Below are 22,162 nucleotides of genomic sequence, written 5' to 3'. Positions count from 1 at the left end.
CACAAGGGGGGAGATCAGCCAATCGCCGGACGGCCGCACCTTCGCCTCGCCGCTTGCCCGTCGCATCGCCCGGGAAGCCGGCGTCGACGTCTCAGCGGTGACCGGTTCCGGCCCGCATGGCCGTGTCGTCAAGGCTGATGTCGAAGCGGCGATTGCTTCTGGGGGCGCCAAGGCACCCGCTGCAAAAGCGGCGCCCGCCGGCGCTCCGGCAGCCGCTGTCGCAGCCAAGCCAATGGCGGACGAGCAGGTGCTGAAACTTTTTGCCGAAGGCTCCTACGAGCTTGTCCCGCACGACAATATGCGCAAGACCATCGCGCGTCGGCTGGTCGAGGCCACGACCACTATCCCGCATTTCTACCTGACGCTCGACTGCGAGCTTGACGCGCTTCTGGCATTGCGCACGCAAGTCAACGCGGCGGCCCCGGTGAAGAAGACCGACAAGGGTGAGGCGCCGGCCTACAAGCTGTCGGTCAATGACATGGTGATCAAGGCGATGGCGATGGCGCTGATGGCGGTGCCAGATGCCAATGCCTCATGGACCGAGAGCGCCATGGTCAAGCACAGGCATGCCGATGTCGGCGTCGCAGTATCGATCCCCGGAGGCCTGATCACGCCGATCATCCGCAAGGCGGACGAAAAGACGCTTTCCACCATCTCCAACGAGATGAAGGACCTTGCCAGCCGCGCCCGCAGCCGCAAGCTGAAGCCGGAAGAGTATCAGGGCGGTACCACGGCGGTGTCCAATCTCGGCATGTTCGGCATCAAGGACTTTGCCGCCGTCATCAATCCGCCGCATGCGACCATCCTGGCGGTCGGCGCCGGCGAGGAGCGCGCGGTGGTCAGGAACGGCGAGATCAAGATCGCGACAATCATGTCGGTGACATTGTCGACCGATCACCGCGCCGTCGACGGCGCGCTCGGCGCCGAACTGCTCGTCGCCTTCAAGCGCATGATCGAAAACCCGATGGGCATGCTGGTCTAGAAAGGAAGAAGGCGGTGCGGAAATTCTTCACCAGCCTTTTTGCCTTCATCCTTTCCGGCGTCGCAACGATCATCGTTCACTGGCCGTTCGCGCGCTGGAAGCTCAGGTGCTCGCGGACAAGTTTTGGCAGGAGCGGGGCAAGCGCATGAAAACAGTCCTTTGCTACGGCGACTCGCTGACCTGGGGCTATGATGCGGCAAGCCTGGATCGCCACCCGCTCAAAGATCGCTGGCCGAGTGTGCTGCAGGCGACGTTGGGAGGCGATATCGAGGTCATCGCCGAAGGCTTGAACGGCCGCACAACGGCTTTCGACGATCATCTGGCCGGCGCCGACCGTAACGGCGCAAGAATACTGCCGACGATCCTGATGACGCACGCGCCGATCGACCTGATCATCATCATGCTCGGTGCCAACGACATGAAGCCGTGGATCCACGGGAATCCGGTCGCAGCCAAGCAAGGCATCCAGCGCCTGATCGATATCGTGCGTGGCCACGACTACCCGTTCGATTGGCCGGCGCCGCAGATCCTCATCGTTTCCCCGCCCGCTGTCAGCCGCACCGAGAATGCCGAGTTCAAGGAAATGTTCGCCGGCGGCGACGAGGCGTCGAAGCGGCTGGCGGCGCAATATTCCGCCCTTGCCGACGAGGCCGGCTGCGGCTTCTTCGATGCGGGCACGGTGGCTGAGACCACGCCGCTCGACGGTGTCCATCTCGACGCGGAGAACACGCGGAAAATCGGGCAGGCGTTGGTGCCGCTCGTGCGCGTGATGTTAGCGACATGATAGTCAATGCATTTCTGATCATTGGCATTTGGTTGGCTGTGCATTGGCAAGGCCGCCGAAGTCGGCTTCTTGCAGGCTACGCATTTCTGGGGCTCTGGGTTTCCGACGCCCTTTCGATACTAATGCATGAGCCAGCTTTCGCGCCTCCAATACTGAGGTACGAGCCAATTTCGATACCGAAGCCTTCTTTCGGTGAAGCCTCGCTTCAATAAGGGTCACAAAATGGCTGAGAACTACGACGTCATCATCATCGGCTCCGGCCCCGGCGGCTATGTCACGGCGGTGCGTTCCGCCCAACTCGGCTTCAAGACGGCAATCGTCGAGCGCGAGCACCTCGGCGGCATCTGTCTCAACTGGGGCTGCATCCCGACCAAGGCGCTGCTGCGCTCGGCCGAGATCATGCACTATTCGGATCATCTGAAGGACTACGGCTTGAAGCTCGACGGCAAGGTCAGCGTCGACACCGCTGCCGTGGTCGATCGCTCGCGGAAGGTCTCGCTGCGGCTCAACGGCGGTGTTGCCTTCCTGATGAAGAAGAACAAGGTCGATGTGATCTGGGGCGAAGCCAAGCTGACCAAACCGGGCGAGATCGTCGTGTCGAAATCCTCCAAGAAGCCGATGGAGCCGCAGCCGCCGGCACCGAAGGGCGTCAAGGGCGAAGGCACCTACACCGCCAAGCACATCATCCTGGCGACCGGCGCCAGGCCGCGTGCGCTGCCCGGCATCGAGCCCGACGGCAAACTGATCTGGACCTATTTCGAGGCGATGGTGCCGAAAGAGATGCCGAAATCGCTGCTGGTGATGGGTTCGGGCGCGATCGGCATAGAGTTCGCTTCGTTCTACCGCACCATGGGCGCGGAGGTGACGGTGGTCGAGCTTTTGCCGGCGGTGATGCCGGTCGAGGACGCAGAGGTCTCGAAATTCGCGCAGAAGCAGTTCGAGAAGCAAGGCATGAAGATCATTCTCGAAGCCAAGGTGTCCAAGGTCGAGAAGGGCGCGAACTCGGTTGCCGCGCATGTCGAGATGAAGGACGGCAAGGTCGAGAAGATCACCGCGGATCGGATGATCTCGGCCGTCGGCGTGCAGGGCAACATCGAGAATCTCGGCCTCGAAGCGCTCGGTGTGAAGACAGAACGCGGCTGCGTTGTCGTCGACGGCTACGGCAAGACCAATGTGCCCGGCATCTATGCCATCGGCGATGTCGCCGGCCCACCCATGCTCGCCCACAAGGCCGAACATGAAGGCGTGGTCTGCGTGGAAAAGATCGCCAATTTCCCAGGCGTGCACGCCACCGACAAGCTGAAGATTCCGGGCTGCACCTATTGCAACCCTCAGGTAGCCTCCGTCGGCTTGACCGAAGCGAAAGCAAAAGCCGAGGGCAAGGACATCCGCGTCGGCCGCTTCCAGTTCGCCGCCAACGGCAAGGCGATTGCGCTCGGCGAAGACCAGGGTTTCGTGAAGACAATCTTCGACAAGAGGACCGGGCAGCTGCTGGGCGCGCATATGGTCGGCGCCGAAGTGACCGAGCTGATCCAGGGTTTTGTGGTGGCCATGAACCTGGAGACCACCGAGGAAGAACTGATGCACACGATCTTCCCGCATCCGACGCTATCGGAGATGATGAAGGAAAGCGTCCTCGACGCCTATGGCCGTGCGCTGAACGCATGATAAATTGGCGGCGTGAGACTCAACAGGTGAGGGCCAAGGAACTCGACGGCAAGGTAATTCGTTTCCGGATGCATTCATCACCAGAGGAGAGGGCATATGGACGTGAACGGCGTGGGCTGGGTAGCAGCCATCATCATTGGCGGTTTGGCAGGCTGGTTTGCCGAGATGTTCATGAAGAGCAACACCGGCATCTTGATGAACATCATTCTTGGCATCGTCGGCGCGATCGTGCTGAACGCCATCCTGCAGGCGCTCAACATCGGCGCCTTCGGCGCCGGCTGGATCGCCTATCTGATCACCGGTTTCATTGGCGCCTGCCTGCTGATCTGGGTAGGGCGGATGGTGCGCCGTTAGTTGCTGAACTCTTGCCATGCGAAAACGGCTGTGGCGGCATGCGCCGCCGCGGCCTTTTTCTTTGCAGCGAAAAGTCCTAGATGACGTCTAGAAGCGAACGCCGGAAGGCGATCGCCAACGAACCGGATTTCAGATGGTCACCGTCCTCGACACGATCGCCAATGCGCCGCGCCTGCGGCATCCTGAAAAGGCGCACAAGCCCGACCAGGACGTGCTGCGCAAGCCCGACTGGATCCGCGTCAAGGCGCCGATGTCGAAAGGCTATGCCGAGACGCGCGAGATCGTGAAGTCGCACAAGCTGGTGACGGTGTGCGAAGAAGCCGGTTGCCCCAATATCGGCGAGTGCTGGGAAAAGAAGCACGCCACCTTCATGATCATGGGCGAGATCTGCACGCGCGCCTGCGCCTTCTGCAACGTGGCTACCGGTATACCGACCGCGCTCGATCCCGATGAACCAGCCCGTGTCGCACACGCCGTCAAGCAAATGGGCCTGACCCATGTCGTCATCACTTCCGTCGACCGCGACGATCTCGCCGATGGCGGAGCTCAGCACTTTGCCGAGGTCATCCGCGCCATCAGGGCGGCAACGCCTCTGACGACGATCGAAATCCTGACACCCGACTTCCTGCGCAAGGAAGGCGCGCTGGAGATCGTGGTGGCGGCGAAGCCCGACGTTTTCAACCATAATCTGGAGACCGTGCCGTCGAACTATTTGACGGTCCGGCCGGGCGCCCGCTATTTCCATTCGATCAGGCTGTTGCAGCGGGTCAAGGAGCTCGATCCGTCGATCTTCACCAAATCCGGCATCATGGTTGGCCTTGGCGAGGAGCGGAACGAGATCCTGCAGCTGATGGACGATCTGCGTTCGGCCAATGTCGACTTCATGACCATCGGCCAGTATCTGCAGCCGTCGAAGAAGCACCATCCGGTGATCCGCTTCGTCACGCCGGAGGAATTCAAGTCCTTCGAGACGATCGGCAAGACCAAGGGCTTCCTGCTGGTGGCGTCAAGTCCGCTGACGCGCTCGTCGCATCATGCCGGCGATGATTTCGCCAGGCTGCGCGCGGCGCGCGAAGCGTTTCTCAGAAAGTCTGCCTAACACACTGGTTTCATGCCGCAATTCGAAGCCCATCGTCGCGTTTCGCATACGCCGGAGCAGATGTTTGCTCTGGTTGCCGATGTCGAATCCTATCCGCAATTCCTGCCGCTTTGCGAGGCACTGACGGTTCGCTCGCGCAAGGAACGCAACGGACGCACCCTGCTCATCGCCGACATGAGCATTGGCTACAAGGCGATCCGCGAGACTTTCACCACCCAGGTGCTTTTGAAGCCCGACGAGAACGCCATCGACGTCAAATACATCGACGGCCCGTTCAAATATCTGAGCAATGTCTGGCGCTTCGAGCCGGCCGATGACGGTTGCAACGTCCGCTTCTTCATCGACTACGAGTTCAAGAGCCGTATTCTGGGCGCGGTGATGGGAACGATGTTCGATCGCGCCTTCCGCATGTTCTCCGAGGCGTTCGAGAAGCGCGCCGACGTCATCTATGGGCCAGCGCCGGCAGCCTGATCCGCAGCGAGTGCGCGCAAGCCCAGTTCAAGTGCATGCCTGACCGTCTGTTGGCGTATGAAATTGCGGCCCTTATCGGGGAACAACTGGCATTCGCTGACGACCGGCCGACCAGTCAAGGCGACACCGAACCAGACCAGGCCGACGGGCTTTTCCGTCGAGCCGCCGCCTGGACCGGCAATGCCGGTGACGGCGAGGGTCAGTCCGGCGCGCGAACGGGCCAGGGCGCCCTGCGCCATCTCGACCGCCGCGTCCCGCGAGACCGCGCCATGCGCCTCAAGCATGGCGGCGGAAACGCCGAGCATCTCCGTCTTGGCCTCGTTGGAATAGGTGATGAAACCCCGGTCGACCACCGTCGAAGAGCCGGCGATATCGGTCAGGGCCGCGATGATCATGCCGCCGGTGCAGCTCTCGGCCGTCGCCAGCATGATCCCGCGCTGTTGGCAGGCTTGAAGCAGGGCATCTGCGAGATCGTTGTTGCTCATTCGGGGACGTCCCCTGGAAACACGACACTGGCGGTCGCGATGGCGGCTATCCCTTCCTCGCGGCCGATAAAGCCGAGCTTTTCGTTGGTTGTCGCCTTGATCGAGATACGGTCCCGGGAAATTGCCAGCATTGCGGAAAGGGTTTCGGTCATTGCTTCGCGATGCGGGCCGACCCGCGGCGCCTCGCAGATCAGGGTGATGTCGGCATTGGCGATGCGCCCGCCGCGCGCACGCACCAGCTTCGCCGCATGTTCGACGAAGATCCGCGAGGCCACGCCTTTCCACTGCGGATCCGACGGCGGGAAATGCGTGCCGATGTCGCCGGCGCCGCAGGTGGCGAGCAGCGCGTCGGTTAACGCGTGCAGGCCGACATCGGCATCCGAATGGCCGGACAGTTTCTTGTCATGCGGGATGGAGACGCCGCACAGGGTGACATGGTCACCTGGCTCGAAGGCATGGACGTCGTAGCCATTGCCGGTGCGGATGTCCGGAAAGCGCGGCCGTTCGCCGGAAAGCCGCTGATCCGCCATCGAAATATCCCTTGCCCAGGTGAGTTTGACATTATCCGGCGAGCCGGGAACGATTTTCACCGGGATATGTGCCCACTCGGCGATCGCGGCATCGTCGGTGAAGTCCGCCTTGCCGAGATGATGGGCCTTTTCGTGGGCGGCCAGGATCGGCCAGAACGGAAAGCCTTGCGGCGTCTGGGCGGCATGAAGCCCGTTCCTGGAAACCGTCTCGCCGATCATGCCGGCGGCCGACTCACGTTTCAGCGTGTCGGCGACGGGTAGGGCGGGCAGTGCTCCCTGGCGCTCGCCGATAGCGGCGATCGTACGGTCTATCAATTCCGCGTCGACGAACGGGCGAACGGCATCATGGACCAGAACCTGGCCCGGCGCATGGCCTCTCAGCGCAAGCAGCCCGAGCCGAACGGAGTCCTGCCGGGATGCACCACCTGTTACCGTGACGACCCGATCGGCGTTGGCTCCGACGGCGCTGCGAAAAAGTGCGCTGTCGTCGGCATGGATGGCGACGACGACGGGACCGATCCTCGGATGCGTCAAAAAAATGTCCACCGTGCGCGCGATAACGGCACGGCCACCGATCCTCTGGTATTGCTTCGGCCCATCGGCCTGACCGGCGCGCGCACCGCGGCCGGCGGCGACGATAACCACGGCAACCTTATCGTCCGCAGCCGAAGCCTGCTTTTCGCTTGCATCTGTCATGCCGAGACGCTTAGCGCATGATCCCGAAAAGTGGAATCGCTTTTCGGAACAGATCATGCGCAGATGCAAAGTGCCAAGGCGTCCTTTCCCAAGGACGCACGGCGCTTTGGGCGCGGCAGGGGCTGAAGGCCAGCATTTTTCCCAAATGCGTCTTAATGTGACGTCATTGTGCGTTGCACATCGCTATCATTCTGGCTAGAGAATGTGCAGCAATTAAAAATGCTTGGTTTTTGTGCATGCTTGACGTTACCAAATTGGCTTCGCCGCTGGACGTGGGAAGTGTGAGAATCCGCAATCGCGCCTTCCTCGCGCCCATGTCGGGTATATCTGATGAGCCGTTCCGGCAGCGTGCCTATGCGCACGGCGCCGGGTTGGTCGTGTCGGAGATGGTGGCGAGCGGCGAGCTTGCCAAGGGCAGGGGCGGTTGCGGCCTGCGCATCCGGCATTCCGGGCTGCCTGTTCACATGGTCCAGCTTGCCGGCCGTGAGGCGGCGCATATGGCCGAGGGCGCCCGCATAGCGGCGGGCGAGGGCGCCGACATCATCGACATCAATATGGGCTGCCCGGCCAAGAAGGTGACGGGCGGCTATGCCGGTTCGGCGCTGATGCGCGATCTCGATCACGCTTTGTCGCTGATCGAGGCAGTGGTCGGCGCGGTCGAGGTGCCGGTCACGGTCAAGATGCGGCTCGGCTGGGACGAAAGCGCGCTCAACGCGCCGATGCTGGCGCGCCGCGCCGAACAGGCGGGCGTCAAGATGGTGACAGTGCATGGCCGCACGCGCTGCCAGTTCTACCAGGGCAAGGCCGACTGGCGCGCCATCGCACGCATAAAGCAGGCTGTGTCGATCCCGGTCGTCGCCAATGGCGATGTCGGCTCGCCGGCGGAGGCAGCAATGATCCTCGACCAATCGGGCGCCGACGCGGTGATGATCGGCCGCGCGCATTATGGCGCGCCGTGGACGGCAGGCAGCATCGCGACAGCCGCGGCAAAAGAGGCAACGCCCGGCGTGCCCGAAAGCCCTGAAGCGCTGGCCGACTACATCGTTGCCCACTACGAGGACATGCTCACGCTCTACGGCACCGAAAGCGGCGTGCGCCAGGCGCGCAAGCATCTTGGCTGGTATCTCGACCGCCACGCCGCCGGTGTCGCTGATGAGCGGCGAAAGGCCATCCTCACCTGCTTCGAGCCCGTCCGCGTCATTGCCGCGTTGCGCGAGGTCCTTTCACGCGCTCCCGAGGCGATGAACCTGCGGGGCGCAGCATGAATGCCACCGTTGCACAGAGCACGGATATGGCGGATGCCGCCCACATCGTACTCAACACCATCCGCCGCCCGGTGATCATGGTCGATGCGGAAGGCTTCATCACCTTCGCCAATGCCGATGCCGAGGATTTCTTTCGCTCGAGCGCGACCATGCTCGCCCGTAACACACTACCCAAGCTCATTCCCTTCGGCAGCCCGTTGCTGACGCTTGTCGACCAGGTGCGCGAGCGCCGGGCACCCGTCAACGAATATCGGGTCGATGTGTCGTCGCCGCGCCTTGGCATCGAGAAAGTCGTCGATCTCTATGTCGCGCCGGTGTCGGAATTTCCGGGTTCCGTCGTGGTGATGTTCCAGGAACGATCGATGGCCGACAAGATCGATCGGCAGATGACGCATCGCGGTGCGGCACGCTCGGTGACCGGCTTGGCCGCGATGCTTGCCCACGAGATCAAGAACCCGCTGTCCGGCATACGAGGTGCTGCCCAGCTGCTCGAACTGTCTGCTTCCGATGAAGATCGCGCGCTGACCCGGCTGATCACCGACGAGACCGACCGCATTGTCTCGCTGGTCGATCGCATGGAGGTGTTTTCCGACGAGCGACCGATTGACCGCTATCCGGTCAATATCCATGTCGTTCTCGACCATGTGAAGGCGATTGCCAAGAACGGTTTTGCCAAACGGATCAAGATATTGGAGGATTATGATCCGTCATTGCCTCCGGTTTTTGCCAACCGTGATCAGCTCATCCAGGTGTTCCTCAACCTGGTCAAGAATGCTGCCGAGGCCATTGGCGGCGATCCGCAGGGCGAGATCAGCCTGTCGACCGCGTTCCGGCCGGGCATCCGTGTCTCCGTTCCGGGATCGCAGGGCCGCGTGTCGCTGCCGCTGGAATTCTGCGTGCGCGACAACGGCTCCGGTGTTTCCGAAGATATCCTGCCGATCCTGTTCGATCCCTTCATCACCACCAAACCGAACGGGTCGGGGCTTGGTCTTGCGCTGGTCGCGAAAATCGTCGGCGAGCATGGCGGCATCATTGAATGCGATTCGACGCCGCGCGGAACCACCTTCCGCATTCTGATGCCAGCTTGGAAAGAAACGCCGTTCGGCACAGACGATGATGGCGAAGGAGACCGCAAATGACGGTTCGCGGCAATATTCTCGTCGCCGACGACGATGCGGCCATCCGCACCGTCCTCAACCAGGCGCTTTCGCGCGTCGGCCATGAGGTGCGCGTGACGTCCAACGCCTCGACGCTGTGGCGCTGGGTGGCGGCGGGTGAGGGCGATCTCGTCATCACCGACGTGGTCATGCCGGACGAGAACGCCTTCGACATGCTGCCGCGCATCAAGAAGGCGCGACCGGAACTGCCCGTCATCGTCATGAGCGCCCAAAATACGTTCATGACCGCGATTCGCGCCTCCGAGACCGGCGCCTACGAATATCTGCCGAAACCGTTCGACCTGACCGAGCTTCTCAACATCGTCAACCGGGCGCTTTCCGAGCCCCGACGGCCGAAGATAGATGCGCGGGCGGACGAGCCGCCGGAAACAATGCCGTTGGTCGGCCGCTCGGCAGCCATGCAGGATATCTACCGCATGCTGGCGCGCATGATGCAGACCGACCTGACCGTGATGATTTCAGGCGAATCGGGCACCGGCAAGGAGCTGGTGGCGCGCGCGCTGCACGAATACGGCCGCCGCCGCGGCGGGCCCTTCGTCGCGATCAACATGGCGGCGATCCCGCGAGACCTGATCGAATCGGAACTGTTCGGTCACGAGAAGGGCGCCTTCACCGGCGCGCAAAACCGCTCCACCGGCCGTTTCGAGCAGGCCGAGGGCGGCACGCTCTTCCTCGACGAGATCGGCGACATGCCGATGGAAGCGCAGACGCGCCTGCTGCGTGTCCTGCAGCAGGGCGAATACACCACCGTCGGCGGCCGCACGCCGATCAAGACCGACGTGCGCATCGTCGCCGCTACCAACAAGGATCTGCGCACGCTGATCAACCAGGGGCTTTTTCGCGAGGATCTGTTCTACCGCCTGAATGTCGTGCCGCTGAGGCTGCCGGCGCTGCGCGAGCGGTCCGAGGACGTTCCGGATCTCGTGAGGCACTTCTTCAAGCTCGGTGCCAGCGAAGGCCTGCAGACCAAGCGCATTTCCACCGGCGGCATCGAGCTGATGAAGCGCTATCCGTGGCCCGGCAACGTGCGCGAACTCGAAAATCTTGTCCGCCGGCTGGCCGCGCTCTATTCGCAGGATGAGATTTCCGCCGAGATCATCGAGGCGGAACTGAAGACCGGCGAGAGACCGGTCGTTCCCGGTGGCGGCAACCTCATTCCCGACGATCTGTCGATCGGCCAGGCTGTGGAACACTTCCTGCAACGCTATTTTGCGTCGTTCGCCGGCGATTTGCCGCCCGCCGGCCTCTATCAGCGCATTCTCTCCGAGGTCGAATATCCGCTGGTGCTGGCCTCGATGACGGCAACCCGCGGCAATCAGATCAAGGCTGCGGAACTCCTGGGACTCAACCGCAACACGCTGCGCAAGAAAATTCGCGAACTCGGCGTCAACGTCTACAAATCAACCAGGCAGGCTTAGAGCGACGTACGTTCCATTCGGACGTACAAAATTCGCTATGGCGCTTTGAGTTTTCGCATCGTGTTTTCCGAAAAATCGATCTCGATTTTCGGTCCGGTGCGATAGAGCGGCGCCTTTTCCGGGGGATCGATCGCCGAAACATTTCCGTCCAGGTCACACTTGTTGCATAATCGCCACAATGCGTTGCATACATCCGACGCAATCACTGGCTCTAGACGGCGACATGGCTTCACAGGCACCGACACTGAGCGAACCGCTTTTCAGCGAACCCGGAACAAGGGAAGGGCGCCGGCTGCTTGCGCTGCCCGGCGTGGTGGCAATTGCCGGTGCGCTGGTTACGGCGGCGATCTCCTTCGCCATTCTCGTCGGCGCCACGCCGATCACGCCGGACGAGAGGACGACGCTGGCGCTCATCGCCCTCAATGCGGCGTTCATCCTGTTCCTGATCGCGCTGGTCGGCCGCGAAGTGCATCGCATCGTGATGGCGCGCCGGCGCGGCAAGGCGGCGTCGCGGCTGCATGTACGGATCGTCGCGATGTTCGCGCTGGTCGCCGCGATTCCCGCCATCATGGTGGCGATCATCGCCTCGATCACACTCGACATCGGCCTTGATCGCTGGTTCGAGATCCGCACCAAGACGATCGTCAATTCGTCGCTGTCGATCGCCGATGCCTATGTGCAGGAGAACGCGCGCAATCTCCAGGGAACGACCCTGTCGATGGCGTACGATCTCGACGCCTCCCGCACGCTCTACGGCCTCGATCGAACCGGCTTCCTCGATCTCATGAACAAGGAGGCCGTCGGACGCTCGCTGGCCCATGCCGCGCTGGTCAAGCCAGACGGTTCATTCGTCATGAGCGCCAAGACCGACGCCGATTTTGCCATGCCGGAGCCGCCGGAAGGCGCCATGAGCAGTGCCGCCGACGGCAGGCCGGTGCTGATCGAGCCGAAGACGCGCAACATCATGGGCGCCATCGTCAAGCTGCGCGAGATCGAAGGGCTCTATCTCTACACCATCCGCCTCGTCGATCCCGAGGTGATCAAGGCGCGGCAGATTGTCAGGTCCAACACCGACGAGTATCGCGGTCTGGAAGCCAATCGCCGCACCTCGCAGGTGGCCTTCGCACTTCCCTACCTGTCGCTGACGCTTATCATCATCCTGTCCGCCATCTGGACCGGCATTGCCGTGGCTGACCGCCTGGTGCGGCCGATTCGCCAGCTCATCGGCGCGGCCGACGAGGTCGCGACCGGCAATCTCGACGTTGCCGTGCCCGTTCGGCCATCCGACGGCGACGTCGCCTCGCTCGGCGACACCTTCAACAAGATGCTGCTGGAACTGAAATCGCAGCGTAACGAGATTCTGTCCGCCAAGGATTTGATCGACGAGCGGCGGCGGTTTTCGGAAGCCGTGCTTGCTGGCGTCACCGCCGGCGTCATCGGCGTCGATCCGTATGGCATCGTCACCATCGTCAACCGGTCGGCCGAAACGATGCTGGCCATATCCGCCACCGCCGCACTCGGGCAAAACCTTTCCGCCGTGCTACCGCATGTCGGCCGCGTCTTCGAGATCGGCCGCAAGTCGGGAAAGCCTGTTCACCGCGAGCAGGTGACCTTCTATCGCGCCGGCACGGAGCGGACCTTCAACGTGCAGGTCACGGTCGAGGCCGGCGACGACGGTTCGGAGGAGAAGTCCTATGTCGTGACGGTCGACGACATCACCGATCTGGTCCAGGCGCAGCGTTCCTCGGCGTGGGCGGATGTGGCGCGGCGCATCGCCCACGAGATCAAGAACCCGCTGACACCGATCCAGCTTTCCGCCGAGCGCATCAAGCGCCGCTACGGCAAGGTCATCACCGAAGACCGCGAGGTTTTCGATCAGTGCACCGACACGATCATCAGGCAAGTGGAGGATATCGGCCGCATGGTCGACGAGTTCTCCGCTTTCGCGCGCATGCCCAAGCCCGAAATGAAGGCCCTCGATTTGCGCGAGTCGTTGCGCGAAGCCTCGTTCCTCGTCGAAGTGAGCCGCGCCGACATCACCTTCGAGCGCGTATTCGGCAACGAACCGCTCAAGGGTACTTTCGACAGTCGCCTGATGGCGCAGGCTTTTGGCAATGTTATCAAGAACGCAGCCGAGGCGATCGACGGACTTGATCAAAAGGACCGCTCGCACGGCATAATCCGGATTCAAGCCGGGCGCCAGAATGGCGCGATTCGCATTGACGTCATCGACAATGGCAAGGGCTTGCCGCGCGAGAATCGTCAGCGATTGCTCGAGCCTTACATGACGACACGCGAGAAAGGCACGGGGCTTGGCCTCGCTATCGTCAAGAAGATAGTGGAAGACCATGGCGGCCGGCTCGAACTGCATGACGCGCCGGCGGATTTCCACGGCGGGCGAGGCGCGATGATCAGCATCATCCTGCCGCTTGCCGCCACCATGCCGTCGAGCGGCGAAGGCAGGACGGAACACGAAAGAAAAACTGAAAAGGTCGGTAATGGCGTCTGACATTCTCATCGTCGATGACGAGGAAGACATCCGCGAACTTGTCGCCGGTATCCTGAGCGACGAAGGTCACGAAACCCGCACGGCATTCGATGCCGACAGCGCCCTGGCGGCGATCGCCGACCGGGCGCCGCGGCTGATTTTCCTTGATATTTGGCTGCAAGGCTCACGTCTGGACGGACTGGCGCTGCTGGACGAGATCAAGACGATGCATCCGAGCCTGCCCGTGGTGATGATCTCGGGCCACGGCAACATCGAAACGGCGGTCTCGGCCATACGTCGCGGCGCCTATGACTTCATCGAGAAGCCGTTCAAGGCCGACAGGCTGATCCTCATCGCCGAGCGTGCAATTGAAACCTCGAAGCTGAGACGCGAGGTTTCGGATCTCAAGTTGCGCAGCGGCGAAACCTTCGACCTGATCGGCATGTCGTCGGCGATGAGCCAGTTGCGCCAGACCATCGAGCGCGTCGCGCCGACCAATAGCCGCGTCATGATCATCGGCCCGTCCGGGTCGGGCAAGGAACTCGCGGCACGCGCCATCCACACGCTGTCAGCGCGCAAGGGCGCCCCGTTCGTCACGCTTAGCGCTGCCAACATCACGCCCGAACGCATGGAGGTCGAGCTGTTCGGCACCGAATCAAACGGTGTCGAACGCAAGGTCGGCGCGCTCGAGGAGGCTCATCGCGGCATTCTCTACATCGACGAAGTGGCCGACATGCCGCGCGAAACGCAAAACAAGATTCTGCGCGTGCTGGTCGAGCAGCAGTTCGAGCGGGTAGGGGGCACCAAGCGGGTCAAGGTCGATGTCCGAATCATTTCATCGACCTCGCAGAACCTGGAGGCGATGATCGCCGACGGTCGTTTCCGGGAGGATCTCTATCACCGCCTGGCGGTGGTTCCGGTCATGGTGCCGGGACTGGCCGAGCGGCGTGAAGACATCCCCTATCTTGTCGACAATTTCATGAAGCAGATCGCCCGCCAGGCTGGCATCCGGCCGCGGCGCATCGGCGACGACGCGCTGGCCGTGCTGCAGGCGCACAACTGGCCAGGCAACGTCCGCCAGTTGCGCAACAATGTCGAGCGGCTGATGATCCTGGCGCGCGGCGACGATATCGATGCGCCGATCACCGCCGACCTCTTGCCGGCCGAGATCGGTGATGTCATGCCGCGCACGCCAAACCAATCCGATCAGCACATCATGGCGCTGCCGTTGCGTGAGGCGCGCGAACAGTTCGAGAAGGACTATCTGATAGCCCAGATCAACCGTTTTGGCGGCAACATCTCGAAAACGGCCGAGTTCATCGGCATGGAGCGCTCGGCGCTTCACCGCAAGCTGAAGTCGCTGGGCGTCTGACAGCCAATCCAATCGTGGCTTACGCAATTATCGGTTACGGCGCAGGCGGAATCGCATAAGAAAGCGCTGCAGCACCGCGCGTCTTTTGGGACGCGCAAAGGATGCTGTAGCGCTTTGATTTTTGCGCCGATTCCGATTTTCGGGGTCATGCGCTGACTTCTCCAGGGGTGACCTCATGCCGCGCATTGCCTATGTGAACGGGCGCTACGTCGCTCACGCCGAGGCTTTCGTGCATATCGAGGACCGTGGCTATCAGTTCGCCGATGGCGTTTACGAGGTTTGCGAGGTGGCGCGCAGCTTCATCGTCGATATGCCGCGCCATCTCGGACGGCTGAACCGCTCGCTGACCGAATTGTCGATCGGCTGGCCGGTCACGCGGGGCGTGTTGCCGATTATTTTGCGCGAGGTGGTTCGCCGCAACCATGTCACCGATGGCTTGGTCTATCTCCAGGTGACGCGTGGCGTCGCCAGCCGTGACTTTATTTTCCCGGCGGCGGGCACGAAGCCGTCGCTGGTGGTGACCGCCAGGAAAGCCGACCCCGCTGCTGCCGCGAAGAGGGCTGAAAGCGGAATCAAGGTCATCACCGTGCCGGAGAACCGGTGGGACCGGGTCGATATCAAGTCGGTCGGCCTGTTGCCGAATGTGCTCGCCAAGCAGAAGGCCAAGGAAGCCGGCGCCCAGGAGGCCTGGTTCGTCGATGCCGACGGCACAGTCAAGGAAGGTGGATCGTCGAACGCCTGGATCATCACCAGGGATGGCGTGCTGGTGACGCGCCCAGCCGAGCACGGCATCCTGCGCGGGATCACCCGCACCACGCTGTTCGAAGTGGCGGCCAAGCTCGGCCTGAAAATCGAGGAGCGCGGCTTTTCGGTCGCCGAGGCCAAGGCCGCGCGCGAGGTTTTCATCAGCTCCGCGACCACGATCGCCATGCCGATCGTGGCGATCGACGGTGCTCCTGTCGCCAACGGCCACCCGGGCTCGATAACACTTTCCTTGCGGCAAGCCTTTTTTGACGTTGCGGAAAAAAGTCCAGCCTGATAACCGCACAGGTGGAATGAACATCAATATATCTCGTTCTGCTTGTCGTTATTGACGGCAAGATGGTGTTTGCGCGCTTGACACGTGCCGGGTAATTTGGCGCATTGAGTTGCAAACCGAAGGGGATCGGCGAAAGACAAGAACAATGGCGGAACGATCGCAAAATCTTCAGGACCTGTTCCTGAATTCAGTTCGCAAAAGCAAAAACCCACTCACCATCTTTCTCATCAACGGCGTGAAGCTGACCGGTGTGGTCACTTCGTTCGACAATTTCTGTGTTCTGCTGCGTCGAGACGGCCATTCCCAGCTCGTCTATAAGCACGCCATTTCCACGATCATGCCGAGCCAGCCGGTTCAGATGTTCGATGGCGAGGAAAGCCAGGGCGCCTGATTGGCACGTAAGAAAGACGCGGACCGCAGCGTTCGCGAAAAACCAGCATATCAGCCGGGGACGGAAGCCGAAGGCCCGACCCGGGCTGTGGTCATCGTGCCCGTGCTTACCCGCCAGCCGCGCGGCGACGAAGACACGAATCGTCCGCGCTTGACGCGGTCCGCCGAGGCCCGCCACGACGAGGCGGTTGGCCTTGCTCAAGCCATCGACCTCGACCCGATCCATAGCGCGGTGGTGACCGTCAATGATCCGCGCCCTGCAACCTTGTTCGGCAGCGGCAAGGTTGCGGAGTTCGCCGACATCGTCAAAGAGGGCCATGCCGAACTGGTCATTGTCGACCATCCGCTGACGCCGGTGCAGCAGCGCAACCTGGAAAAGGAACTGAACGCCAAGGTGCTGGATCGCACCGGGCTGATCCTGGAGATTTTCGGCGAGCGTGCGCGGACCAAGGAAGGCACGCTGCAGGTTGATCTTGCGCACCTCAACTATCAGAAGGGCCGGCTCGTGCGAAGCTGGACCCACCTTGAGCGCCAGCGCGGCGGCGCCGGGTTTCTCGGCGGTCCTGGCGAAACGCAGATCGAATCGGATCGCCGTGCCCTGCAGGACAAGATCAAGAAGCTGAAGCACGAGCTGGAAACCGTGCGGCGCACCCGTGACCTGCACCGCGCCAAGCGCAAGAAGGTGCCTTTCCCGGTGGTGGCGATCGTCGGCTATACCAACGCCGGCAAGTCGACGCTGTTCAACAGGCTGACCGGAGCAGGGGTGCTGGCCGAGGACATGCTGTTTGCCACGCTCGACCCGACACTGCGTCGGGTGCGACTGCCGCACGGCACGCCGGTCATCCTTTCGGACACGGTCGGTTTCATTTCGGACCTGCCGACGCATCTGATCGCGGCCTTCCGGGCCACGCTGGAAGAGGTGGTCGAGGCCGATCTCGTCATCCATCTGCGCGATATTTCGGACCCCGACACGGCCGCCCAGGCCGAGGACGTCGAGCGCATCCTGGCCGATCTCGGCGTCGATGCCGGCGACACCAACCGCGTCATCGAAGTATGGAACAAGATCGACCTGCTCGACGAAGGCAACAGGACTCGGCTTCTTGCCGATGGCGCCGATGGCAACAAGGCGCCGCCGATTGCCATATCAGCCGTCACCGGCGAGGGGATCGATGTGCTGAAGGCGATCATCGAGACAAGAGTTTCAGGCGAACTGGAAACGCTGACCGTCACTCTCAAGGCTAACCAGCTCGGACTGGTCGACTGGCTCTACCGCAATGGCGACGTCGTCTCGCGTACCGACAATGAAGATGGCGGTGTGACCGTCGCGCTCAAGGCGACGCAAAGCGCGCATGAAGAGATAGAAAGCCGATTGCACCGTAAAAACAACGGGTAATCGCTGTTACTTCGCGCTCTTGGCTTGCTGCCAAAACGCCTCCATCTCGTCGAGCGTCGCCTTTTCCAGCGTGTTTCCGGACGCTTCCAGCGCTTGCTCGACATAGTGGAACCGCGACCGGAATTTCTCGTTGGTGCCGCTGAGCGCCGCTTCCGAATCAACCTTGAGATGACGCCCGAGATTGACGACGGCAAACAGCATGTCGCCGAACTCGTCCTTGATCGAAGCCGTATCGCCTTTGGCAAGGGCCTCGCGCAACTCGCCGATCTCTTCTTCGATCTTGTCGAGGATCGGCGTGGCCTCGCTCCAGTCGAAACCGACGCGGGCAGCTTTTTCCTGCAGCTTGAGCGCCCGGGTCAAAGCGGGCAGGGCGACCGGTACGCTGTCCAGAAAACCCTTGCCATGATCCTCTGGATCGTGTCCGCGGGCGAGGCGGGCGTTTCGCTTTTCCGCCTTTTCCTCGGCCTTGATCTTCTCCCACATACCCTTGGCCATACCGGCGCTGCGCGCCTTCTCGTCGCCGAAGACATGGGGGTGGCGACGGATCATTTTCGTGGTGATGGCCTGGACCACGTCGCCGAAAGCAAATTCGCCGGCCTCCTCGGCCATCTGCGCGTGGTAGACGACCTGCAGCAGAAGGTCGCCGAGCTCGTCGCGCAGATCGTCCAGGTCGCCGCGCGCGATGGCGTCCGCCACCTCGTAGGCTTCCTCGATCGTGTAGGGCGCGATGGTCGAGAAATCCTGCTCGATGTCCCACGGGCAACCGGTTTCCGGGGCCCGCAGCGCCGCCATGATTTCTATCAGCCGGGAAATGTCCTTCGAGGGTTTCATCGGCCGGATGCTAGCCTGCGTCCGACCGTGTAGCCAACGCCGTCGGACGGCGAGGGGCGATTGTCCACAGCGTTGCTCAGCGCCTCAGCCGAGCACGGAGACGATCGCCTTGGCGAGCGCGTCCATCCCGTCCTCCGGCAGGCCGGCGACATTAATGCGGCTGTCACCGACCATATAGACGCCGTGCTCGGCGCGCAGCCGCTCGACCTGCGCTTCGGACAGGCCAAGCCGAGAAAACATGCCGCGATGGCTGGCGACGAAATCGAAGCGATCGGAATTGGACTGCCGCCGCAGCGCTTCGGCGAACTGCACCCGAAGCCGCAGCATGCGCAGGCGCATCTCCTCAAGCTCTGCTTCCCAATCGGCGCGCAGCGTGGCGTCTTCAAGCACAATGCGCACCGCGGCCGCGCCATGGTCCGGCGGCATCGAGTACATGGCGCGCGCCGCCGAGAGCATCTGGCTCATTGCCACATCCGCCTGCGCGCTGTCTTTTGCCAGGATCATCGCCGCGCCGACGCGGTCGCGATATACGGCAAAGTTTTTCGAGCAGCTCGAGGCAACGACCATTTCCGGAACTTTTTCAGCCAGCAGGCGCAACCCGGCGGCGTCCGCGTCCAGGCCTTCGCCAAAGCCCTGATAGGCAATGTCGACAAACGGCAGCAGGCCGCGCTTGACGACAAGGTCGGCTATTTCAGCCCACTGCGCGATGTCCAGATTGGCGCCTGTCGGATTGTGGCAGCAACCATGCAGCAACACTACGTCGCCGCTCTTGGCGGCGGCCAGCGCGCTCGTCATGTCGGCGAAGCGAACAGCACCTGAGGCAGCGTCGAAATAGGGATATTCGCGTATCTGCAAACCGGCGGCGCGCATCACCGGCATGTGGTTCGGCCATGTCGGGTCCGACAGCCAGATCGTCGCGTCCGATCGCGTCCTCTTGAGCAGTTCGGCCACCAGCCGCAGCGCGCCTGAGCCGCCGGGCGCCTGTGCCGCACGGATGCGCGTCAGCTCGGCTGCAGGGCCGAAGACCAGCCTCGCCATCGCCGCGTTGAAGCCGGTATCGCCGGCAAGGCCGAGATAGGTCTTGGTGACCTGGCTATGCAGCAATCGCTTTTCGGCTTCGCGCACGGCGCGCATCACCGGCGTCTTGCCGTCGCGATCCTTGTAGACGCCGACGCCGAGGTCGACCTTGTCGGGGCGGGGATCGGCGCGGTAGAGGCCGATCAAGGCAAGGATCTTGTCGGCTGGGGCAGGCTGGAGGTCTTCAAACATCGGCGCGGTTCCGTTGGCGGCGGAGTGATACGCAAATCGGCTGTGCTGCGCCAGCGGTTTTCATTTGCGCCAAACTGAAAACCGCCAAACCGGGAGACCGAACACAGAAATCCATGGCGACCTTGAGGAAAGGCTCACACCCGGCGAAAGGCGTTGATGGCACGGCGCGTCGCGCCGTTCTATCGCGCCGGTTTGAGGGCAGCAGACGGCAAGGCGGCAGCAGGTTGCTGCTTCTTGCCGCCCCAACCGATCCGCGGCAACCATTCGAGGTAATAGGCGAAGCCAAACTGCAGCGCGATGCCGGTCGAGATCAGGATCGTGTCGTAGAGGAGCCCGCCCGGGCTGACGGCCTTCATGACCTGCGCCATCATGGCGAGGATCGTGCCGGCGATGAAGACCGGCAGCGAATGCTTGCCGAGAACCGCGAGCGGGTGTCCGGGCCCGGCCCTCGCCAGGTTGGAAAGCGTGGGGATCGCCACGATCAGATAGGCGATCGCCAGAATGTGCATGAGCCGCGAGAGCGACAGGAATGTCTTGTCGAAACCGGTCAGCACGGTAGGCAGGCCGGAGGCCGTCTCGATGCCCCACAGCGGCAGCCGCACCCAAATCAGCGCGCCGACCAGATATCCGACGGCCGCGCTCGCCATTATCCAGTTGAAGCGGATTTCGCCGCCGCGCTTGACATGCAGCATGCCGGCGATCCCGATGACAAACAGAAATTGCCAGGAGAGCGGGTTCAGGAACCAGAAGCCGTCGCCGGGAAAATTCGAAGGCGCGATCTGGAAAATGCCGGCGATGAGCCAGAGGAGAGCGGACGCAGCAAGCATCAGCCGCAGGCTGAACGTGCCGATCCACAGGAAAAGCGGCATCATCAGAAGCACGACGGCATACATGGAAAGAATGTTGTTATAGCCGATCTGATGCCCGAGCGCGGCGATGCCGAGCAGCGCTTCCGGCGTGTCTTCGATGATCATCTGGATGTTGATCAGCTTCAAAAGATCGGGCCGCGAGAAATGCAGTGCAGCCGCCGAGAAGATCGCCAGCGTCGCCACGGTGGTCATGACGTGGGTGACATAGAGGACACCCGCGCGCCGCCAGGCCTTCAGGGTGATGAGCAACCGGTTCCCCGGCTGGAACTTCAGTCCGTAGGCGAGCCCGACAGCGATCCCAGAAATCAGCACGAAGGCTTCGGCTGAATCGGAAAAGCCGAAATTCTTGTGCGTGAAATACTCGAAGATCGTCCCCGGCACATGGTTGATGAAGATCGTCAGTAACGCTAGCGCGCGGAAGACATCGATGCGGGTATCCCGCTGGGTTGGCACATTGCTTGTCATGTCGGGTCGATAATTCGTTGAACAAAGCGGGCCCAAAGGACCGTCGGCGAAGGGACGATTCGGCGGTGAATGTTTCCTGCCTATAACTCGCAAGTGCCCCGAAAAAGATGACACCTTCGCGATTTTCCGCGTCACAAATTAATTCACGTGTAAACATCGAAATCCCCGGCGGCGCTAAACCGCGCGGCGAATTGTGGCGGCTGAGGGGAGGGCCGCTCGTTCGCCGACAAAGAAGCCGTACGCGCGATGGTGAGGCGTTGCAGCGGTGATGTCTGACCTTCCCGGATCGCAAAAAATTCAAAGAGCGGGATTAAAAACCTGCCATGCTCCGTAAACAGGACATGACAGGGTCGATGCCACGCTTCGATATCATAGGACAGCTTGGTTCGCTGCGGCGCTACGCGCGTTCGCTGACGCGCGACAGCGCCGAAGCAGAGGATCTGGTGCATGACGCGCTGGTGCGGGCCTATGAGCGGCGCGGCACCTTCCGATCCGGCGGAAACCTGCGCGCTTGGCTGCTGTCGATCGTCCACAACGCTTTCATTGACGGCTTGCGGTCCCGCAAGTCTGAAGCGGTGCGCGTCGAGCAGGCCGGGTATCTTGCCGATGCCAGTATGCAGGCTCCCCAGGAACATTCCGTCCGCCTGGCGCAGGTGCGCGAAGCTTTTTTCAAATTGCCGGAAGAACAGCGTTCGGCGCTGCATCTCGTCGCCATCGAGGGCCTTACCTACAGCCAGGCGGCCGAGGCCAGCGGCGTACCGCTGGGAACGTTGATGTCGCGCATCGGCCGGGCGCGCACGGCCCTCCGTGAGATGGAGGACAAATTGCCGGCGCGTGTGAAAAGCCACCTCAGGATCGTGGGAGGCCCGTGATGTCTGCGATGAACGAACTGCGCGACCCGGTGACCGATGCCGACCTCGACGCCTATGTCGACGACCAGCTGGACGTTGCCCGCCGCATCGAAGTCGAGGCGTTTCTTTCCGCCCGTCCGGAGGCGGCCGCTCGCGTGATGTCCGACCTCAGGACGCGCGACGAACTGCGCGTGGCGCTTGCCGGATCCCAGGGCATGGCGCGGCCGGCAACGGCCGACGCGGCGCGGCGGCTGGAACGCGGGCT

At 62.3% G+C, this 22,162-nt stretch carries 21 protein-coding genes; 16 read left to right on the top strand and 5 right to left on the bottom strand.

The window, feature by feature from the left end; translation table 11 throughout:
* The 6 genes from E5W87_RS08780 to E5W87_RS08755 form a co-directional block, all read left to right on the top strand.
* Positions 1-982: 2-oxo acid dehydrogenase subunit E2 (locus E5W87_RS08780; protein ID WP_292396036.1), on the top strand; the 982-nt coding region annotated here is incomplete at its 5' end.
* A 145-nt stretch (positions 983-1,127) separates the two neighbouring features.
* A complete protein-coding gene (locus E5W87_RS08775) occupies positions 1,128-1,766 on the top strand; it encodes an SGNH/GDSL hydrolase family protein (protein ID WP_292396034.1) in 639 nt (212 codons plus the stop codon).
* Positions 1,767-1,988: 222 nt separating this feature from the next.
* Positions 1,989-3,434: a dihydrolipoyl dehydrogenase gene (gene lpdA, locus E5W87_RS08770; protein ID WP_292396031.1), complete on the top strand. Its 1,446-nt coding sequence runs from the start codon at positions 1,989-1,991 to the stop codon at positions 3,432-3,434.
* Between the two features lie 96 nt (positions 3,435-3,530).
* Positions 3,531-3,788 (top strand): GlsB/YeaQ/YmgE family stress response membrane protein, encoded by a 258-nt coding sequence (locus E5W87_RS08765; RefSeq protein ID WP_023717568.1) that lies wholly within the window; start codon positions 3,531-3,533, stop codon positions 3,786-3,788.
* Positions 3,789-3,921: 133 nt separating this feature from the next.
* Positions 3,922-4,887, top strand: a complete 966-nt coding sequence (lipA, locus tag E5W87_RS08760; protein WP_292396025.1) for a lipoyl synthase — start codon at positions 3,922-3,924, stop codon at positions 4,885-4,887.
* 12 nt (positions 4,888-4,899) lie between these two features.
* Complete coding sequence (locus E5W87_RS08755) at positions 4,900-5,358, top strand: type II toxin-antitoxin system RatA family toxin (RefSeq protein ID WP_292396021.1); 459 nt, start codon at positions 4,900-4,902, stop codon at positions 5,356-5,358.
* Here E5W87_RS08755 and E5W87_RS08750 read toward each other — a convergent pair.
* Together E5W87_RS08750 and E5W87_RS08745 are read right to left on the bottom strand one after the other, a co-directional pair.
* Complete coding sequence (locus E5W87_RS08750; protein ID WP_292396018.1) at positions 5,334-5,843, bottom strand: CinA family protein; 510 nt, start codon at positions 5,841-5,843, stop codon at positions 5,334-5,336. The two genes, E5W87_RS08755 and E5W87_RS08750, sit on opposite strands and share 25 nt — an antisense overlap.
* Complete coding sequence (locus tag E5W87_RS08745) at positions 5,840-7,069, bottom strand: bifunctional 2-C-methyl-D-erythritol 4-phosphate cytidylyltransferase/2-C-methyl-D-erythritol 2,4-cyclodiphosphate synthase (RefSeq protein ID WP_292396015.1); 1,230 nt, start codon at positions 7,067-7,069, stop codon at positions 5,840-5,842. The genes E5W87_RS08750 and E5W87_RS08745 overlap by 4 nt, the downstream gene beginning before the upstream one ends.
* A 236-nt stretch (positions 7,070-7,305) precedes the next feature.
* Here E5W87_RS08745 and dusB point away from each other — a divergent pair, with 236 nt between their 5' ends.
* The 8 genes from dusB to hflX all read left to right on the top strand — a co-directional run bounded on the left by dusB (position 7,306) and on the right by hflX (position 17,612).
* Complete coding sequence (gene dusB / locus E5W87_RS08740) at positions 7,306-8,334, top strand: tRNA dihydrouridine synthase DusB (protein WP_292396013.1); 1,029 nt, start codon at positions 7,306-7,308, stop codon at positions 8,332-8,334.
* Entirely contained in the window at positions 8,331-9,473 is a 1,143-nt protein-coding gene (locus tag E5W87_RS08735; RefSeq protein ID WP_292396010.1) for a nitrogen regulation protein NR(II), read from the top strand. Before dusB ends, E5W87_RS08735 begins: the two co-directional genes overlap by 4 nt.
* Positions 9,470-10,930, top strand: coding sequence for a nitrogen regulation protein NR(I) (gene ntrC / locus E5W87_RS08730; RefSeq protein ID WP_095488622.1), 1,461 nt, complete (start codon positions 9,470-9,472; stop codon positions 10,928-10,930). The genes E5W87_RS08735 and ntrC overlap by 4 nt, the downstream gene beginning before the upstream one ends.
* Positions 10,931-11,153: 223 nt before the next feature.
* Positions 11,154-13,439, top strand: a complete 2,286-nt coding sequence (locus E5W87_RS08725; RefSeq protein WP_292396006.1) for a PAS domain-containing sensor histidine kinase — start codon at positions 11,154-11,156, stop codon at positions 13,437-13,439.
* Positions 13,429-14,790, top strand: coding sequence for a sigma-54 dependent transcriptional regulator (locus tag E5W87_RS08720; RefSeq protein ID WP_027153990.1), 1,362 nt, complete (start codon positions 13,429-13,431; stop codon positions 14,788-14,790). Before E5W87_RS08725 ends, E5W87_RS08720 begins: the two co-directional genes overlap by 11 nt.
* Before the next feature lie 175 nt (positions 14,791-14,965).
* A complete protein-coding gene (locus E5W87_RS08715) occupies positions 14,966-15,829 on the top strand; it encodes a D-amino-acid transaminase (protein WP_292396002.1) in 864 nt (287 codons plus the stop codon).
* A 145-nt stretch (positions 15,830-15,974) separates the two neighbouring features.
* Positions 15,975-16,220 (top strand): RNA chaperone Hfq, encoded by a 246-nt coding sequence (gene hfq / locus E5W87_RS08710; RefSeq protein ID WP_006202172.1) that lies wholly within the window; start codon positions 15,975-15,977, stop codon positions 16,218-16,220.
* A complete protein-coding gene (hflX, locus tag E5W87_RS08705) occupies positions 16,221-17,612 on the top strand; it encodes a GTPase HflX (RefSeq protein WP_292395999.1) in 1,392 nt (463 codons plus the stop codon).
* Positions 17,613-17,618: 6 nt separating this feature from the next.
* On the opposite strand, the gene mazG is transcribed toward hflX, so the two are convergent.
* The 3 genes from mazG to E5W87_RS08690 all read right to left on the bottom strand — a co-directional run bounded on the left by mazG (position 17,619) and on the right by E5W87_RS08690 (position 21,046).
* Positions 17,619-18,443 carry a nucleoside triphosphate pyrophosphohydrolase gene (mazG, locus tag E5W87_RS08700; protein ID WP_292395995.1) on the bottom strand — a complete coding sequence of 275 codons (825 nt, stop codon included), beginning with the start codon at positions 18,441-18,443 and terminating at the stop codon, positions 17,619-17,621.
* A gap of 84 nt (positions 18,444-18,527) precedes the next feature.
* Entirely contained in the window at positions 18,528-19,712 is a 1,185-nt protein-coding gene (locus E5W87_RS08695; RefSeq protein ID WP_292395991.1) for an amino acid aminotransferase, read from the bottom strand.
* 179 nt (positions 19,713-19,891) lie between these two features.
* Positions 19,892-21,046 carry an OpgC family protein gene (locus E5W87_RS08690; RefSeq protein ID WP_292395987.1) on the bottom strand — a complete coding sequence of 385 codons (1,155 nt, stop codon included), beginning with the start codon at positions 21,044-21,046 and terminating at the stop codon, positions 19,892-19,894.
* Positions 21,047-21,399: 353 nt separating this feature from the next.
* On the opposite strand from E5W87_RS08690, the gene E5W87_RS08685 reads away from it, so the two are divergent.
* Together E5W87_RS08685 and E5W87_RS08680 are read left to right on the top strand one after the other, a co-directional pair.
* Positions 21,400-21,918 carry a sigma-70 family RNA polymerase sigma factor gene (locus E5W87_RS08685; protein ID WP_292395985.1) on the top strand — a complete coding sequence of 173 codons (519 nt, stop codon included), beginning with the start codon at positions 21,400-21,402 and terminating at the stop codon, positions 21,916-21,918.
* The coding region (locus tag E5W87_RS08680; protein WP_367118805.1) for an anti-sigma factor at positions 21,918-22,162 on the top strand (245 nt) is incomplete at its 3' end. The genes E5W87_RS08685 and E5W87_RS08680, both read left to right, overlap by 1 nt.

Origin of the sequence: Mesorhizobium sp. (assembly GCF_004962925.1) — a bacterium.
In the GTDB taxonomy this organism is placed as follows: domain Bacteria; phylum Pseudomonadota; class Alphaproteobacteria; order Rhizobiales; family Rhizobiaceae; genus Mesorhizobium.
Note: the sequence above shows the minus strand (reverse complement) of the source record. Positions and strands in the feature narration are given on the sequence as shown.